Annotated in this window: 14 protein-coding genes; 13 read left to right on the top strand and 1 reads right to left on the bottom strand. The window is 61.6% G+C overall.

What is annotated here, in order from left to right; all coding sequences use genetic code 11:
• Window positions 1-53: 53 nt before the first annotated feature.
• The 5 genes from FKG95_RS18555 (at window position 54) to FKG95_RS18535 (ending at window position 7,206) form a co-directional block, all read left to right on the top strand.
• Window positions 54-1,895: a BCCT family transporter gene (locus FKG95_RS18555; RefSeq protein ID WP_142897893.1), complete on the top strand. Its 1,842-nt coding sequence runs from the start codon at window positions 54-56 to the stop codon at window positions 1,893-1,895.
• Between the two features lie 106 nt (window positions 1,896-2,001).
• Window positions 2,002-3,669 (top strand): hypothetical protein, encoded by a 1,668-nt coding sequence (locus tag FKG95_RS18550; RefSeq protein ID WP_218940245.1) that lies wholly within the window; start codon window positions 2,002-2,004, stop codon window positions 3,667-3,669.
• Entirely contained in the window at window positions 3,666-4,370 is a 705-nt protein-coding gene (locus FKG95_RS18545; protein WP_142897892.1) for a DUF3726 domain-containing protein, read from the top strand. The genes FKG95_RS18550 and FKG95_RS18545 overlap by 4 nt, the downstream gene beginning before the upstream one ends.
• A 14-nt stretch (window positions 4,371-4,384) precedes the next feature.
• Window positions 4,385-5,389 carry an Ldh family oxidoreductase gene (locus tag FKG95_RS18540; protein WP_142897891.1) on the top strand — a complete coding sequence of 335 codons (1,005 nt, stop codon included), beginning with the start codon at window positions 4,385-4,387 and terminating at the stop codon, window positions 5,387-5,389.
• A gap of 83 nt (window positions 5,390-5,472) precedes the next feature.
• Complete coding sequence (locus FKG95_RS18535; RefSeq protein WP_142897890.1) at window positions 5,473-7,206, top strand: phosphoenolpyruvate hydrolase family protein; 1,734 nt, start codon at window positions 5,473-5,475, stop codon at window positions 7,204-7,206.
• Here FKG95_RS18535 and FKG95_RS18530 read toward each other — a convergent pair.
• Window positions 7,203-8,279, bottom strand: a complete 1,077-nt coding sequence (locus tag FKG95_RS18530; RefSeq protein WP_142897889.1) for a hypothetical protein — start codon at window positions 8,277-8,279, stop codon at window positions 7,203-7,205. The genes FKG95_RS18535 and FKG95_RS18530 overlap by 4 nt on opposite strands.
• A 30-nt stretch (window positions 8,280-8,309) precedes the next feature.
• Between FKG95_RS18530 and FKG95_RS18525 the strand changes: the two genes are divergently transcribed.
• The 8 genes from FKG95_RS18525 to FKG95_RS18490 are packed head-to-tail and all read left to right on the top strand — an operon-like array spanning window position 8,310 to window position 18,075.
• A complete protein-coding gene (locus FKG95_RS18525; protein WP_142897888.1) occupies window positions 8,310-9,320 on the top strand; it encodes a branched-chain amino acid ABC transporter permease in 1,011 nt (336 codons plus the stop codon).
• A 3-nt stretch (window positions 9,321-9,323) separates the two neighbouring features.
• On the top strand, window positions 9,324-10,355 hold the full coding sequence (locus FKG95_RS18520; protein WP_142897887.1) for a branched-chain amino acid ABC transporter permease: 1,032 nt from the start codon (window positions 9,324-9,326) through the stop codon (window positions 10,353-10,355).
• 55 nt (window positions 10,356-10,410) lie between these two features.
• On the top strand, window positions 10,411-11,661 hold the full coding sequence (locus FKG95_RS18515) for an ABC transporter substrate-binding protein (RefSeq protein WP_142897886.1): 1,251 nt from the start codon (window positions 10,411-10,413) through the stop codon (window positions 11,659-11,661).
• Between the two features lie 25 nt (window positions 11,662-11,686).
• Complete coding sequence (locus tag FKG95_RS18510) at window positions 11,687-12,472, top strand: ABC transporter ATP-binding protein (RefSeq protein WP_142897885.1); 786 nt, start codon at window positions 11,687-11,689, stop codon at window positions 12,470-12,472.
• Complete coding sequence (locus FKG95_RS18505; RefSeq protein WP_142897884.1) at window positions 12,465-14,744, top strand: ABC transporter permease; 2,280 nt, start codon at window positions 12,465-12,467, stop codon at window positions 14,742-14,744. Before FKG95_RS18510 ends, FKG95_RS18505 begins: the two co-directional genes overlap by 8 nt.
• Complete coding sequence (locus tag FKG95_RS18500) at window positions 14,731-15,564, top strand: phosphoenolpyruvate hydrolase family protein (protein WP_142897883.1); 834 nt, start codon at window positions 14,731-14,733, stop codon at window positions 15,562-15,564. Before FKG95_RS18505 ends, FKG95_RS18500 begins: the two co-directional genes overlap by 14 nt.
• A 12-nt stretch (window positions 15,565-15,576) precedes the next feature.
• A complete protein-coding gene (locus FKG95_RS18495) occupies window positions 15,577-17,634 on the top strand; it encodes a flotillin family protein (RefSeq protein ID WP_142897882.1) in 2,058 nt (685 codons plus the stop codon).
• 3 nt (window positions 17,635-17,637) lie between these two features.
• The gene (locus FKG95_RS18490; protein ID WP_142897881.1) at window positions 17,638-18,075 is read left to right on the top strand and encodes an SRPBCC family protein; all 438 of its coding nucleotides are present in this window, start codon (window positions 17,638-17,640) and stop codon (window positions 18,073-18,075) included.

Raw genomic sequence — 18,075 nt, 5'->3', positions numbered from 1 at the left:
AGGAGACCGGAGAGATATGAAAAATAAAACAAACTCAACAGAGGGAGGGGAAAATGGCTGTTAAACCACCATTTACCGATCTGGAGATCGCAAAGGCTCCAGCTGGATTTTACGAGGGCTACAGCCTTCCGATCGCGCTGATCAGTAAGTTTTCGATGGCCATGCTCGTGATCTGGGCGTTGTTCTGGCCGGCAAACGCGAACGGTGTCCTCGGCAGCGTCAACTGGTCCCTGCTGGAGGGATTTAACGGCTTTTACATCGTCATTGTCGGCTTCTTCGCCGTTTTCCTGGCGGTGCTCGCCATCCTGCCGCAGACCGGACGGCGCCTGATGGGCCGCGAGGGGGAGGCGCCCGAGTTCTCGAACTTCTCCTGGTTTTCCATGATGTTCGGTGCCGGTCTTGGGGTTGGCCTGATGGTTTTCGCGACCGCCGAGCCCCTGGGGCTATGGGGATCCAATCCGGTCGTTCTCGATGGCGATACCGCGGCCAATAGCGAGGGTGCGGTTGAAGCAGCCTATCGCTATACCTTCCTGCACTACGGTTTCCACGCCTGGGCGATCTACGTGGTGACGGGTCTGTCGCTGGCTTATTACGCCTACACGCGCAATATGCCGCTCACCATCCGTTCGGCGCTGACGCCACTTCTGGGCAAACACGTCAACGGTCTGGTCGGGCACATCGTCGACGTGCTGGGTGTCGTCGCGACCATCCTGGGTGTATCGGTGACCATCGGCTTTGGTGTGAGTCAGTTCGTCGACGGCATGTACGCGATCACCGGCATGGACTGGATGATGGATATGACCGGCGAAGCGCCCAAGCCGGGCACCGTCGGACTGGTCGTGGCCCTGGTGATGATCATGGGCATGTCGATCATTTCGGCCGTGTCGGGTGTCGGCCGCGGGGTTAAGTATCTTTCCAATCTCAACCTCGTGCTCTCGCTGATCCTCTTGCTGACTTTTGTGATCTTCGGCTCTTTCCTCTTTGCCATGACCACCTACGCGTCAGCCCTGGCTGACTATCTGCTTAACTTTCTGTCGCTCTCGTTCGGCGCCTATGGACCGCAATCGGCGGAGAGCTTTGCCGCCGCTCTGCCAGCGGAAGCGGCGCCCCTGGCCAGCGATCTTTACGCCGGAGCCACCAATGCCTGGGGGTCTCTGGAGAAATTTCAGAGTGGCCTGACCGGCGCTGCTGCGGCGTTGCCTCCTGAGGTTCAGCTCGCGGCCTACGAAGCGGGCACGGAAGGACGTCAGTTTGGCTGGCAGGCCGGCTGGACCACGTTCTATTGGGCCTGGTGGATTGCCTTTTCGCCCTTCGTTGGTCTGTTCCTGGCGCGCATTTCGCGGGGCCGAACGGTGCGGGAGTTCATCCTGGGCTGTGTCGTGGCACCGGCGCTGGTCTGTTTTGCCTGGATGACCATCCTGGGCGGCACCGCCATTGACCTTGAGCTGACCGGTGCTGCGGAGGGCGCGATCATCGGGGCCTCCAATACCGCGAAGCTCTTCGTCACCCTGGGTGAAATGCTTTCGGGCGGTTTCCTCTCGGCGATTACGGTGATGTGCGTCGTGCTCATTTTGACCTTCCTGGTGACCTCGGCGGACTCGGGTATTCTGGTTATGAACACCATCATGTCCGGCGGTGAGCAGGAGACCGGTGTCAAACACCGCATCGTCTGGGGAGTGATCCTGACCCTGGTGATCGGCACTCTGCTGATCGCGGGCAAGACCAATGGCGGCGCCGACCCGATGGAGGCTCTGAAATCTGCCATGATCATCGGAGCCTTGCCCTTTACCATGGTTATGGGCCTGATGTGTGTCTCCTTGACCAAGGCGCTCTATCGTGACGGACTACGTGACAAGCATGGTGTCATGGAGGCCAGCGCGCAGGCGGCCGAGTAAGCAGCGGGATGCCGGCGTCCTTGCAAAGTAACGTGCAGGGGTGCCGGTTACCGGTAAGTTGATAGCGTTTGTCATTTAAAGGCTTGAAAACAGGAAAGCATGACCCGTGACCTTGCCTCGCAAACATGAAGCCGACGTGCCGCTGCGATCCGCGGATAACGTCATGCGTTTGGCGCGGATGGGATCGTTTCATCCGACGCGCTTGTCGTTTATGCAGAGCCTGCTGCGCCGTCTTGCGCGCGAGGCCTGGCGCTTCGAACGGCGCTGCTGGGAGATCGACGACAAGGGTGTCGGCCATGCGGTCTACAGCGTGCTGGGCCCCGAACGGGCTTATTCCCTGGTGTGTTTCGCTCATGATCTGCCCGATGAGATGCGTTCGGACCGGGTCATTGCGACGGCCTGGGACGCGACCTTTGCACTCTTCGACGGGGTGCCGACTGAAAACGACATTGATCGGCTGGCGCGGAATGTTCCGAAACAGGAGGCAGGCCGGGTGTCGGACGATGAACTTTCACTCTCCCGCGCCAATCGCTCGGTACGGCTCTTCGAGTATGTCGTCGGGTGCCTGGCGGAGGGCCGTCAGCCGGATCGCGCGGAGATTGACGCAGTTGGATACCTTATGCGCACAACCGCGGTTTACGGTTCGGGCAAGTTCGGGGCCGCCGACCGTGTGAAGATCGCGGGCCGGCCGGAACTGAAGGGGCCCTTCCAGGCCGAGATGCTGTCGGTCTGGCTGACCCGCAGCTTCACGCTCGATCTGGTCGAGCACATGGCCCGGGTCAGGGACGGCGCGCAAGCTGTCACCATTGACCCGGACTTGCGCCGCCGCTTCGGGGTGGGGAACTCGACCGGGCTCGGCATGGCGCCCTTTCTGATCAATCATCCGGTTCTGCTCAACAACTGGATCCTGGCGCGTGAGGAAGCGCTGGCGCGGGTGCGTGCTCTTGCAGCGGCCGATCAGAATAGTGTTGAGGGCTTTCGGAGCGCACTTGTCCGGGCCACCGAAAACGTTGCTTTGTGGCGGTCGGAGCATCCGGTGCAGGAGCAAAAACTGGCCGGACTCCGCAAAGACCTCGATGCTTTGACTGCGCGCTGCAAACCTGATGACAGCTTTGACAAGCCAATGCCCTGGAATCTGCTTTGGCTCTGGGCGGAAGACGTACTCTCCCTCGAAGGTCAGGAGCTTCTGGTCTCGCTGCTGCTCGAGCCGCAAGGAGATCTTGTCGATGACCTTGCCGATTGCATGGATGCCGATGAGGACGCCGCCTTCCGGATCGACGGCAGCATGACCACGCAGACCCTGCGCGGCATTTTGGCCGAAGTCTTCGATTGGGCGCTCTCCGTGGACTATGAATCAGCGCCGAACTGCGCCCGCTTCTGGTATGTGTCGGAGGAAAAGCTTGAGCCCCGGCTTGGTGAACGCGCCAGTGAAGAGGGCGCGGAGTACGAGCAACCGCTCTCGACGGGCCGCGACGCCGCGCAGATGGCGGCGGATCTCGACCACTGGCAGGGGGAGCTATCTGTTGCGGCGTTCCTGCTGGCGCATCCGGAGCACCGTCACACCGCCCGCCGCGCCCAGATCGCGGCGCGCTATTCCTACGCGGAGATTCGCGACAACCTCATCTCATCGGACCTGATGCCGATCGATCTGCTGCGCTGCAAGCTGTCGTTCTTCGGCGCCGACCGCTTCGATCCGCGCTCGGATCGCTGGGTGCGCATCTGCATGTACCGGGATGCACCGTTCCCCCAGGAAATCCTGCAGGCACCGCGATGAGCGATCCAACGATCCAGTCCCCGAGCGGGCCGGGAAAGGATGTCATCGGCGATTGGCGGGTTTCGCTGGCCGAGATCGATGCCATGGGCCGCAAAGCGGCGCGCGGCGCCGGCTTCACCTGGGGCATGGCGGAAGAGGCGGGTCGCGCGGCGCGCTGGCTGGCGGCTTATCGCCTGCCGGGTCCGGAAGCCCTCGTTGCCGTACTGAATGAAGTCGACGCCGCGGTTCCGGAGCATGCACCCCGTATCGACGGTGATGTTTGGCATTGCAATGCCGAGGCGCTCTGTCCCATTGCGAGCGGCGCCGCACTCTCTGACCGGGCGAAAACCATTGTCCAGGGCGGCAGCTTTCGTCTTGGACCGGTGATCTGGCCGGTTCTGGTGGTGCCGTTTCTCTGCCGGGCTGCCCGTGATCTCGATTGCGCGATGACGCTTCGTGGAGGTGATTTCCTGGTTCATGCCACGAGCGAAGGACCGGTGGCGAGGGATTGGTGGGCCGTGACGGTACCATTGAGCCGTGAACTCTTGGTCACCCGGATAATGGAAACACCCGGCGAACTGCGCCGGCCGGGATCAGACGCCCACGTTCTTCCGGTGGAGCTGTGGCGCAGGCTCGACCACTTTGCCCAACGTACCTATGCACCGGCTACCGAGGCTTCGCGCCGGGCGGGCGCTGGTGCCGGCCTCATTGACCGAGATTAAAGGAGTTTTCGCCCATGACCGAGAGCGTGACCATGAACCCGGGCGAGATCGAGGCGCTGGCCGTTGAGATCCTGGAAGCCGCCGGAGCCCGGACTGAGAGCGCTCGCCCGCTCGCCCGTGCCATCGCCGCCGCGGAGCGGGAGGGAATCGCCAGCCATGGCCTGATGTACCTGCCGATCTATGCCGAACACCTGCGTTGCGGAAAGGTCGACGGCCAGGCGGTACCCAAGGTCACTTCTCCGCGGCAGGGGACCGTCCTGGTCGATGCGGGCACCGGCTTTGCCCATGCCGCGATTGACGCCGGTTTTGCCGAGCTCATACCCAGGGCGCGCGAGCTTGGCGTCGCTGCGCTCGCGATCCGGAACTCCTACAACTGCGGGGTTCTTGGCTACCACATGGAACGGCTCGCGGCAGAGGGCCTGGTCGGTCTCGGCTTTACCAATGCACCGGCCTCGATCGCGCCGGTTGGCGGCAGCCATCCGGTGATTGGCACGAACCCTTTCTCGCTCGCGGTTCCTGACGGCGGGGGCGGTGCGGCGATTCTAATCGACCAGAGCGCAAGCGTCGTCGCCAGGTCTGAAGTGATGAAGCATGCCCGTGAGGGCCGGCCGATCCCCGAAGGCTGGGCGCTTGACCCGGATGGTCAGTCGACCCGTGATCCTGACCTCGCGATTAGAGGTTCGATGGCGCCGTCCGGCGGCTACAAAGGAGTCGGTATTGGGCTGTTGACCGAGGTCATGGCGGCGGCCTTGACCGGCGCCTATCTCGGTATCGACGCGGCGCCCTTCAGTGGCACCAAGGGCGGTCCGCCACGTACCGGGCAGTTCTTCCTCGCAATCGATCCAGCGGCAAGCGCTGGCGATGTCTTCGCGGAACGGATTGCGGCGCTGGCCGGTGCCATCACCGAGCAGCCGGGCGCACGTCTTCCTGGCCAAGGGCGCCGCGCCGCCCGTAAGCGCCATGATCGCGACGGCATTCAGGTCTCGACCGCGTTGCTCGACAAAATTCGGTCCGATTAATCGCGGCGTCACCGGAACCCTGCGAAAAGCATCCGAAACCTGCTAGAGTTGAGGGACAAGACTAGAAGCAGGCGTGAATAACGATGCGTTTGGCAAAATCCGAAACAGACTTTCTGGTCGGCGCGGCGATTGGTTCCGGCAATGCAGCCTTGGCGGCGGAGCGCGGCGGCGCGGACTTTTTGCTGGCGATCAATGCCGGCCGGCTCAGAAACATGGGGGCGCCATCGATTGCCTGCATGCTGCCGATTTTGGATGCCGGATCCCTGACCCAGAGCTTTGCTGTGGGCGAGCTGTTGCCGCAGTGCAAAGTGCCGGTTCTCCTGGGGGTCAACGCATGGGGTGAAAGCTGCAATCCGGCTGAAATTGCCGAACGTGTGCGCTCAAGCGGCTTTGCCGGTGCCGTGAATTTTCCCAGCGGCATGCACTACACACACGCCATGCAACAGCTCTTGTCCCGTGCCGGGCGCGGTATCGAAAAGGAGGTTGAGATCTTGCGGGCTGTTCAGGACGTCGGCCTGACTACGATGTTTTACTGTGCGACCCGCACTCAGGCGCGGCTGGGGGCAGACGCAGGGCTCGATATGGTGTGTTTGAATCTCGGTTGGAATGCTGGCGGTGCGTTTGGTCACCGGATGCGTGCCTCGATCGAAGAGACCGCGTCGGTCGCCCGCGAGATCGGCCGTTTGATCAAGCGTATTCACCCGGGCGTGGCGTTTCTTCTGGAAGGCGGACCTATCGTAACGGCAGAGGACCTGGGGCGTGTGACGGCCCGCGCGCCAATCGATGGATACGTTGGCGGCTCGACCATTGAACGCCTGCCGTTTGAAGCTTCGGTGGCCGATCAGATCGACGCCTACCGGCGCGCCAGTAACCGCCGTGTCGCCCTCGACACGGAGAGCGCCAAGCTGGTGACCTGGGGTCAGCGCTGCGGTTTTGTCGGCCGTTCATCGGCCTTGGTCGCGTTTTTGCGCCGGCTCCGGGTACTCGCAGGCGGGCAGACACCGCTGATGATTTTTGCTGAGCCGGGCCTGGATGTGCGGCCTACATTACGTGCCCTCGAAAATCAGAGTGCGCGCGGGAAGAAGAAGGTCTTGGAAATAGATCTTCTTTCCGAGGAATTTCCGGCGGGTGTCGGCCGGAGGCTCTTCGGCTCGGCGGAACTTGCCGGTCTCAACCCGGGGGCTCTCGCCGACGAGAGTCTCGGTCTCATCGTTATCCGTGCGCCGAGCGCGTTGCCCTCCACCCTTAAGCGGCGTCTTGCGCGCGCCCTGAGCGACGGTAGTTTCATCATCCCCGGCAGCCGCCGGAAGGTCTCTGTCCTGCCGCGTGTGGTGCTTGTGTCAGACGATTGGGATCAGGGGCGGGGCCAAGACCACGGGTCAGGTGCGGAGTTGGCCCGTTTATTGGCCGGTTGGACGCTGCGGGTGCCGCCGTTGCGGGATCGTGTCGAGGACCTGATGGCCGTACTTGATAAGCTCGCCGAGGAGCTTACGCCCGCGTCGCCCGGGCGCAGCGATTTTTCGACTGCGGCAAGAAAGCTTCTGACGGCACATACCTGGAGCGAGAACGAGGCCGAATTGAAACGGCTTCTGGGGGGCTTGGCCGGCCGGAAGCTGACACACCAGATTCAGCCGGAGGAGCTGGCCGGTCTGCTCGAAAGCGATGATGGAGATGAAGCGGACGCGCGAACTGAGAAACGCCGGGTGGTCGATGCTCTCTGGCGGAATGGATTTCACCGGACTCGCACGGCCGAGGCGCTTGGGATCTCGCGCAAGACACTTTACAACAAGATGGCAAAATACGGTCTGAAGGGTTAAGGGAGCGCGCGGAAATCCTGTTGAGCCTTCAGTGGAGCGGGGCGGCAGATGACGCCATCCAGGGCATCCGGCCAGAGTGTTTCGTGCGCGACTTCGCTCTCTGCAGCGAGGCCCAGGAGTGGGCCTTTCCAATTCACTGCCCGGACGGCGTCGAGGACCTCGCGCGCGGCGGCGCCACGCTGACGGAACGACGGAAAGCCGGCCGCAAAGTCGGCCACCGGAGGGATCACAAATACCGCGGCCGGATTGACCCGGGTTGCGGCGCTTGCCGCTTGCGGACCTGCGACCACGGCCAGAACCCGAAAGCCCGACGCGCTCAAATGACTGAGCCGCTCAATTTCGAGAGTCCGGTCAAGACCTACATCGCCAAGGAGCTGGACAAATTCCTGATCCTGCTGTTCGACCGAAGGCAAGTTTGCGATCCAGTTGATCCCGGCTTCGCGCAGCCTTTTCGTTTCGGCTTCGGCATTAAAAAAAGGATCGGCGAGAAAGAGCCCCAAAGCTCTCGCTTCCATCTGCCATGGCGCGGAGTGCACCTCGGAGATGAGGCCGGAAGCGCCACTGTGATTGGGCAACAGCAGGGCAATTTCATCTGGGATTCCACTGTCTGAAAACCGGGGTCTCGCGGTCAGAATAGCGGGCGGTAAGGCAACGGAATCCCACGAAGACTCGGCGCGTAAGGTGATGTTCCAACTCAAATGATTCCGCAACATGATAAACAAATTACCCAATATTACCCAAAATCTCAATAAAACCGGCTTGTGAGCAATAATTTTACTCTCCACACTTAAATCAACGCCAAAAGGCAGTGTGGGACGTCGCCGTGCAAGCTTCGGGATATGCATTCCGAAGATTAAAGCCGGATCATCCCATAAAAAAACGCCGTCCTGCTGGAACGAGACGGCATCGAGGGAGGCACGAGAGATCATGGTTTCCATGACCTTCGCGATGCATTGGCCGTCGGTCTCGCCGGCGTCACTGCACCGTTGCAGATCCGGCGGAAACTCCAGCCACAGACATTGTGGCCGCGCCCTTTCTCGTTCTGGTCGACAAAAAGCGAGCAGCGTCAACATTCGGGTCACCGCAACAGGGAGCGCAGCCCGTTGAGGAAGTTTATCGAGCGCCATACCTTCTGGGCGATCGTCGTCCTCTTATTGGCGGGTATTTTCCTCTGGATGATTTTTGCGGTTTGGCCGGACTGGATGGTCTCGGCACTTGGCCGCAAAAAGACTTTTGTGAATACTTTTCTCAACGGCTTGACGCTCGCCGGTCTTTATTTCCTGGTGGCCAGCGGCTTTACGCTCGTATTCGGGCTGATGCGCAACGTCAACCTGGCACACGGCTCCATGTATCTCCTGGGAGCCTACATCGGATACGAAGCGGCGGAAGCCTCCGGCAACTGGTTCGTTGGCCTGGGCGTGGCCTTCATCGCGATCGCCGTGACCGGTATTCTGCTCCAGGTACTGGTGTTCCGGCGGATGGAGGGTGACGACCTGCGCCAGACCCTCGTCACCATCGGGGTTTCCATCGTGGCGGCGGATCTGATGCTCGCGGTCTGGTCCGGCACGACCTATCAGTTCGCGCCGCCGGAGTGGCTGTTCGGAGCTGCTGAGCTACCGATCATCTCGACCATCCGCTCGTCAGGGCAAGAGGTCTTCATCAAGTACCCGGTCTATCGCCTGGCGGTGCTAGGGGTGGCCATCGCGGTCGGCATCGCGCTCTGGCTGTTTCTGAACCGAACGCGTATCGGCATGATGATTCGCGCCGGCGTGAACGACCGCGATATGCTGGCGGCGAGCGGGGTCAATGTGCAGCTCGTCTTCGCCCTGGTCTTCGCCATCGGCGCGGGGCTTGCCGGGTTCGCGGGCGTGATCGGGGGCACCGCGCTCTCGATCGCACCGGGGGAGGATATCCGCTATCTGCTCGCGTCGCTCGTTGTCGTGATTGTCGGTGGCATGGGTTCGGTGCCAGGCGCAGCGATCGGTGCGCTGCTGATCGGTCTGGCCGAGCAATTCGGTCTGGCATACTTCCCGACCTACGGCGTGGTCCTGACCTTCCTGATCATGGTCGTGGTGCTTGCGGTGCGCCCTCAGGGTATCATGGGGAACAGCTGAGCCATGGCCGACCTTTCTCTCATCGCAGGCAAGAGCCGGCTGCCGAACATCCACCCTGCGGCGCTGGCCGCGGCGGTGTTTCTGTTGTTTTATCCGGCCTTCGCGTCCAACTTCTTTATCTTCCAGATCGGCGCTTACACCCTGGTGTTGGGTACCATTGCGCTGTCGCTGATGATGCTGGCCGGTTACGGCGGGATGGTCAGCCTGTCGCAACTGACGGTGGCGGGCCTTGCGGGTTATCTCATGGCCATCCTTGGGGAGAATTCGGTCGGGGTCATGGGGCTGGGCTGGCCCTGGTGGCTCACGGCTATGACCGCAATTCTCGCAGCGTCGGTCTTTAGTGCACTGATAGGTGCGATCTCGGTCCGGACCGAGGGTATTTACACTATCATGATCACCCTGGCGATTGCCGTCGCCTTTTTCTATTTCGTCCGCCAGAATTACGTCATCTTCAATGGCTTCACCGGCTATGCCGGTGTCGAGCCACCGGTTCTCTTCGGCGTCTACTGGCGCGATCCGACACCCTTCTATTATCTGAGCCTCGCGGTCGCGGCCTTCTTCTTCTTTGCAGTGCTTTACGGCGCCCGCTCGACCTTCGGCCTCAGCCTGCAGGCGATCCGCGACAACCCCAGGCGCATGCGCGCGATCGGCTACGATGTCACTCTGCACCGGATCTTCGCCTACTGGCTGGCGGGGCTGATTGCCGGAACTGCCGGCGTTCTGATGGTCTGGTTCAATGGCCGTATTTCGCCGGGTTCGGTGGGTGTCGATATCGTGATCGATATCCTGGTCATCGCAGTGGTCGGGGGCATGCGCCATCCGATCGGACCCTTCATCGGCGCACTGGCCTTCGTTCTTTTGGAAAACTTTGCCATCGATCTGATCGACCGGGAGCGCTTCAACACGGTCATCGGACTCGCTTTTCTTCTGGTCGTTCTCTTTTCACCGGACGGCCTGCTCGGGCTTTGGATGCGCATCAAAAACGCGCTGAAGCTCAAGCGACGCACACTGCCGGAAAGCGGCGGTGAGCAGTAACCGGGATCAGGCAGGTTCGCCCGAACACGGTCAACCCACAACAGGGAGGAACAAAATGATAACCGATAAAAGGACAGTGATAGCGGCAGTCGCCGCGGCCATGCTAGCCGGCCCGGCGTTGGCGCAGGAGGATTCCGTCAAGATGGGGGCGCTTGCGACCCTGGAAGGCGCCTTCACGGTGCTGGGCGAGGACTCCATGCGCGGTGTCAGAATGGCGCTGGAGGAGTTCAAGTACACAGCCGGCGGCAAGAAGATCGAATTGATCACCGGTTCGTCGGATGCATCGCCGGACAGCGCGATCCGTGCCACCCGCAAGCTGGTCGAGCAGGACGGTGTGCAGGTTTTGGTTGGGCCCTTGTCAGGGTCCGAAGGTCTGGCGGTCAAGGATTACGCTAAAACGCAGCCGAACGTCACGTTCTTGAACGGCTCGTCTGCGGCTCAGGACACAACGCTGCGTGACCCCGCAGAGAATTTTTTCCGCTTCGGCACCGAGGGCGCGCAGTGGATGGCGGGGCTGGGCGAGTATGTTTATAATGAAAAAGGCTATCGCAGCATCGCCGTGCTGGCTGAAGACTATTCCTTTCCTTATACGCAGGTCTTCGGCTTCCTGGAGCCCTTCTGCCGTCTGGGCGGCGAAGCGCCCGCGGACGCCCGCTTCTGGGTGCCGATCGGCAACAAGGATTATTCCTCGGTGATCGCCGCTTTGCCGGACGATGTTGATGCGATCTATGTGGCGCTGGGTGGTGCCGACGCTGTCAACTTCCTGACCCAATACGAACAGGCCGGTGGTGATCTGCCCCTGGTCGGCGGTTCCATTACGGTTGACCAGACCGTGCTGGGCTCCAAGGGCCGAACCCGTGACTTCGTGATCGGCACGCCTTCGGCTGGCCCGATCTCCGACACCTGGGACGACGCACGCTGGCAGAAGTTCGTCCAGGCCTACAAGGCCCAGTTCCCGGATGGCTTCCCATCACCGTCGCTTTTTGCGCATGCCTACTACATCAACACCAAGGCAGCACTGCTGGCGCTGGATGAAGTTGGTGGCGATCTGTCCGATGGCGGCAAGAAGTACCGCGAGGTGCTGTCCAATCTCTCCTTCGAGACTCCGACCGGTATGGTCAAACTGGACGAGCGGCGTAATGCTATCGCCGATATCTTCCTGACCGAGGTCTCTGAGGGGCCGGACGGCAATCTGCTCAATAAGACCATCAAGGTGATCCCGGAGGTCAGCCAGACCCTGGGTGTGTCCTATGATGAGTTCCTGAAGTACGGCCCGGTCAGCCGCGAGAACCCGAAGTGCGGCTGAGACTGAAGACTTGAGGCTGACTTAAATGCTTAGGACCGACGCCCTTACCCGCCTGCAGAGTACCGGCCAGTATGCGCTGGAACTCGAGGCCGTCAGCCGCCACTTCGGCGCGCTGGTGGCTCTGGCGGACATCAACCTGACCGTCAAGGCGGGTGAGCGGCGTGCGGTCCTGGGTTCCAATGGGGCAGGGAAAACAACGCTCTTCAACGCGATCACAGGTGACTTTCCGCCAACCACCGGCCGGGTCAGGCTGTTCGGTGAGGATGTCACGGATCTTTCTATTCATGAACGGATCCGGCGGGGACTGCGCAGGACCTATCAGATTTCCCTGCTCTTCGACGGCCTGAGTGTCGTCGACAACGTTTATCTGGCCTGCCGGGGCGCAAGCCGGGGCCGGCTCTCTTTGCGGCGTCCGAAGCCGGATGATGCCATGACCCACGCGGCGGAGACCTTGCTTGATGCCGTGCACCTGGGCGCCGAGCGCGAAAGCCTGGTCTCGGAACTCAGCCATGGCCAACAGCGGCAGCTCGAAATCGCGCTCGCGCTGGCGGGCGCGCCGCGCTTTATTCTTTTTGATGAACCCGCCGCCGGTCTTTCCCCGACCGAGCGCAGTGAGCTCATCGAAATTCTGCAATCTCTGCCCACACACATCGGCTTTATCATTATCGAACACGACATGGATGTGGCTCTGCGCGTAGCAGAGAGCGTAACCATGATGCACAACGGGCGCATTTTCAAAGAAGGCAATCCGGAGGAGATCGAGAACGACCCGGAAGTTCAGGAACTCTACCTGGGGGGTGGACATGCCTGATCGCCGGAGAAGCAGAAAACCCTCGGATACGGTTCTTCAGATCCGCGATCTGCACGTCTTCTATGGCAGTTCTCATGCTTTGCAGGGCGTCGACTTCACTCTGGAACACGGCGTTCAGGCCATTGTCGGCCGCAACGGCATGGGCAAGACGACCCTCTGCAACGCCATCATGGGGCTGGTGCCCGCCAGCCGAGGGTCGATCCGCTTCCACGGTGACGAGCTGACCAAGCTGCCGCCCCATCGTATTGCAACGCATGGGATCGGCTACACACCGCAGGGACGGCGGCTCTGGCCCTCGCTCACGGTCGACGAGCATATGCGCCTGTCGGATCGCGGTGGCAGTACCTGGACCGTCGAGCGTGTCTACGACACCTTTCCGAGGCTTGCGGAGCGCAAGAACAATGGTGGCGGACAGCTCTCCGGCGGTGAGCAGCAGATGGTCGCCATCGCCCGTGCCCTGCTGCAGGACCCGGAACTGCTGGTCCTCGACGAGCCGACCGAGGGACTCGCACCGGTCATCGTCCAGCAGGTCGAGGACATGCTGGCGCAGTTGGCCGAAGAGGGCGACGTTTCGATCCTGCTCATCGAGCAGAATATCGGTGTGGCGACGGCGATTGCTGAAAACGTCGCAATCATGGTGAATGGCAGGGTCAATCGCGTTTTGCCTGCGGACCAGCTTGCCAACGACCGGACGCTGCAGGAGCGGCTTCTGGGTGTTGGCCGTCATTCCCACGAAGACGCGGATTTTCCGAGCTTTGACGAAGTGGCGGCTGCGCCGGCGTCTGAGATCGACGAAGCGGAGGTGTCATCCGATGTGGTTTCCCTGCCGGTGCAGGAGAGCGAACGGAAGGCTGTACACTATATCCCGCCGACACGCTGGTCGAGCGCGGCCTGGAAGGAGAGGGGAGACGATAGACTTGTAGAATCCCCGAACCAAACCTCCGCAAAGGGCAAAGATTCAACTGCCACGAGCCGTCCCTTCGATATCAAGCCTGAGCCGATTTACGCCGAAGCGCTCACGCCGCTTGCACAGCTTCGCGGTCAGGAAGTTTTGGTTGTGGGTACCTTCGACACCAAAGGCGCGGAACTTCGCTACATCCGTGACCGGATCGCCAGTCAGGGCTTAAGAGTGCGGACGGTTGACCTTTCTACCTCCGGCAAACCCTCCAGCGCGGACGTGCCGCCGCATATGATCGCGACCTACCACCGGGGTGGCGCCAGCGCGGTCTTCACCGGCGATCGGGGCGCGTCGGTCCGTGCCATGGCCAAGGCTTTCGAGGCCTGGATCCAGCGGCAGCAGGGGATCGGCGGGATAATCTCAGCGGCGGGGTCCGGTGGCACGGCACTGGTCACGCCGGCGATGCGGCGCCTCCCTATCGGCATTCCAAAGGTGATGATCTCGACCGTGGCCTCCGGTGATGTCGGAAACTACGTCGGGCCGTCCGATATCATGATGATGTATTCGGTGACCGACGTTCAGGGGCTCAACCGCATCTCCAAGCAGGTGCTGGCCAATGGCGCCAATGCGCTGGCGGGGATGGTCAAGCAGTCGCAAACCGAGCAGGGTGAGCATAACCATGACCTGCCGGGCCTCAGCCTGACCATGTTCGGAGTCACCACCACCGCTGTCAGCCAGATTACGGCACAGCTGAAGGACCACTACGATTGCCTGGTTTTCCACGCGACCGGCGTTGGCGGACGCTCAATGGAGAAACTGGTCGACAGCGGGATGCTGAGCGCGGCGGTCGATCTGACCACCACGGAAATCTGCGACATGATGATGGGCGGCGTCTTCGCCGCCGATGAGGACCGTTTCGGCGCCTTCATCCGCACGCGCATTCCCTATGTCGGCTCTGTTGGCGCCCTCGATATGGTGAATTTCGGTGCGCCGGAAACCGTGCCGCAAAAATACCAGGGCCGGACCTTCGTGGAGCACAATCCGCAGGTCACCCTCATGCGCACGACAGCGGACGAGAACCGGCGCATGGGCGAGTGGATCGTGGAGCGTCTGAACAAGATGGAGGGGCCGGTGCGTTTTCTGATCCCCGAAGGCGGCGTCTCGGCACTCGATGCGCCCGGGCAGCCCTTCCACGATCCTGAGGCCGACCGGGCGCTCTTTGATGCCATAACACGTGGCTTCAAGGAGACCGGTAACCGTCGCCTCCTGCGCCTGCCGCAGAATATAAACGACCCGGCCTTCACCGATGCGGTGATCGCCGCCTTAGCCGAAATCGATAGTTACCTTGGGAGAGAGCGACATGCCGCGCTTTGAGCGTTCGGACCTGCTGAAGAAGTTTCAGCAAATGAAAAAAGACGGCCAACCCATTATCGGCGGCGGCGCGGGGACCGGCCTCTCGGCGAAGTGTGAAGAAGCGGGCGGGATCGATCTGATCGTGATCTACAATTCGGGACGCTACCGCATGGCGGGCCGCGGCTCGCTGTCCGGCCTCATGGCCTACGGGAACGCTAACGACATCGTCATGGAGATGGCCTCGGAAGTTCTGCCGATGGCACCCAACACACCGGTTCTGGCCGGGGTGAACGGCACTGATCCCTTTTGCGTGTTCGACAGTTTTCTAGATGATCTCAAGCGGATCGGCTTTTCCGGGGTGCAGAACTTTCCAACCGTTGGTCTGATCGACGGCACCTTCCGCGCCAATCTGGAAGAGACGGGCATGTCCTACGGGCTGGAGGTGGACATGATCCGCATGGCCCACGAAAAAGACATGTTCACTACGCCCTACGTCTTTAACGAGGATGACGCGACGGCTATGGCCAAGGCCGGTGCCGACATCGTGGTTTGCCATCTCGGTTTGACGACCGGCGGCTCGATCGGTGCGGAAACCTCGCTCAAACTGGAGGACTGTCCTGCATTGGTCGATGCCTGGGCCTCGGCGGCCCTGCGGGTCAATCCGGATATCATTACACTGGTGCACGGCGGCCCGGTCGCCATGCCCGACGACGCCACTTACGTTCTTAACAACACCGACGCCTGTCACGGGTTCTACGGCGCTTCTTCGATGGAGCGCCTGCCGACCGAGATTGCGCTGACGGAACAGACCCGGGCCTTTAAGGCCATCGGCGGTCGCTGAAGGGAGGGAAACATGACAAGCGGATTGATTGGCGCGGTCATACTCTGGCTGATCATTGCGATCATTGGCATCGCAGTGGTGGTCTATCTCTTACACTGGCTTTATCACCGTTCAACGAAGGAGGTCTCCTTCGTCCGTACCGGCTTCGGCGGGGAAACGGTCGTGATCAACGGCGGTGCGCTCGTATTGCCGATCGTTCACGAGGTGACGCCGGTCAATATGAACGTCGTGCGCATCCCGGTGCGCCGCAGCAAGGAAGAAGCGGTCATCACCCGCGACCGCATGCGCGTCGACATCGAAGCCGAGTTTTTCGTGCGGGTCGCACCCAAGCCTGAGGCGGTGTCCGCCGCTGCTGCGACGCTCGGCAGACGGACCATGGACCCGGACGGACTGGCGGATCTCCTTTCCGGTAAGTTCATCGGCGCGCTGCGCTCGGTCGCGGCGGAAATGTCGCTCGACGAGATGCATGAAAAGCGCGGTGACTATGTGGTCGAGGTGGAGGCCCGCGCCATGGACGTTCTGGCCCGCAATGGCCTGGAGCTGGAGTCCGTGGCGATTACGGATCTTGATCAGACCGACCTGGAGTTCTTCAATCCAGCCAACCGTTTTGATGCGGAAGGCCTGACCCAGCTGATCGAAGCCATCGAAACCCGCCGCAAGGCCCGTAACGATATCGAGCAGGGCTCCATGGTCGCCATCCGCAGCCGGAATCTGGAGGCGGAGAAAGCCACGCTGGATCTGGAACGGGAAAGCGAAAACGCGCGTTTGTCTCAGGAACGCGATATCGAGGCTCTACGCGCGGCGCAGCGTGCGGAAATTGTCCGCGAGCAGGTCGAGCGCGAAGCCGAAGCGGCGCGGGCGCGTATTTCCACCGAACAGGATACACGCAAGCGTGAGATTGAGCGGCGCATTGCGCTGGAAGATACGGAGATCAAAGCACAGGAGGAAGTCGAGCAGGCCCGGATCGCGCAGGAGCAGGTCCTGGATAAGGCCCGCATTGAGCGCGAGAAGCTGCTGCGGTCACAACAGATCCAACAGCGTCATGCCACGGAAGTCGCCGAGATCTCGGCAAACGAGGATATCGAGCGCGCGCGGATTGTGTCGGAGCGTCAACTCCGGGAAGCGCGCATTGTATCCGAGGAGGAAACCCAGGCCCGCGAGATCGCACGTGGGCAACAGATCGAGTCCGCCGAGATTGCCGCTCGTCAATCCGTCGAGGCTGCGCGTATACAGCAGGAACAGACACTCGATAAGGCCCGTATCGAGCGGGAGAAGCTGCTGAAGTCGCAGCAGATCGCACAGCAACAGGCGACCGAGGAGGCTGAGATTTCAGCCCGTGAAGAGGTCGAACGCGCGCGTATCGCCTCTAACCGCGGCCTGGATGAGGCGCGTATTTTACTCGAGCGCGACCTCAAACGCTTGGACGTCGAACGCCGGCAGGTCATCGAGCTGGCTGAGCTGGATAAAGAGATTGCGCTGCTGAACAAGCAATCCGATGAAGCGGCAACCCGCGTCACCACAGAAGCTGTCCGGGCCGAAGCAGCCAGGGCCGAGGAAAATGTGGCGACCGTGCGCGAGACCGAGGTTGCGGATCGTCTGGCGGCGATCGACCGCTTGCTGGCGGCGAAAGATGCGGATACCGCGAAGATCGCGGCGGAGGCCGAGAAAGTCCGGGCCGGCGTCGCCGCCGAAGCGCAAAGGCTGATGAACGAGGCTGAAAACGTCCTGACCGACGATGCCCGGGCGAGCTTGCTGCGTGGCAAGATGATCGAACGCCTGGAGGGCATCGTCCGCGAGTCCGTACGGCCCATGGAGAACATCGAAGGCATCAAGATCCTGCACGTCGATGGCCTCGGCGGCGGTGGCGGAAACGGCGCACCGCGCTCACCCACGGACGAAGTGATCGAGAGCGCGTTGCGCTACCGCGCCCAGGCCCCTCTGATCGATGAGATGATGAAGGAGATCGGGGTCGAGGGATCGAACGTTGCGCGGATGGGCGACGTCTTCCGCGCCGCGCGGGATGCCCAAAGCCTCGCCAAGAATAGCAAAGACACCAAGAAGGACGATTAGCCTATGGCGGAGGTCTATACCTCCTCGATCATCAACGCTCCGGCTGAGCGGGTCTGGGCGCGTATCCGTGATTTCAACGCCTTGCCGGCCTGGCATCCGCTGATCGCGGAAAGCCGGATCGAAGGCGGCGCGCCGTCTGATCAGGTCGGCTGCGTCCGGGATTTCCGGCTGAAGGACGGAGGACGTATTCGGGAAAAGCTGCTGGCGCTTTCCGATTACGAGTTCTCCTGCAGTTACTCGATCCTGGAAAGCCCCATGGGGGTCGAAAACTACGTGGCGACCCTGAAACTCACACCGGTGACCGATGGCAACCGCACCTTTGCCGAATGGTCGGCGGAATTCGATTGCGTTCCCGAGGCGGAATCCCAACTGGTGTCGGACATCGGCGGCGGCGTTTTCCAGGGCGGGTTCGATGCCCTAAAAAACCAATTCGGCACCTAA

The organism is Denitrobaculum tricleocarpae (assembly GCF_007004665.1).
Taxonomy (GTDB): domain Bacteria; phylum Pseudomonadota; class Alphaproteobacteria; order Kiloniellales; family Kiloniellaceae; genus Denitrobaculum; species Denitrobaculum tricleocarpae.
Note: the sequence above shows the minus strand (reverse complement) of the source record. Positions and strands in the feature narration are given on the sequence as shown.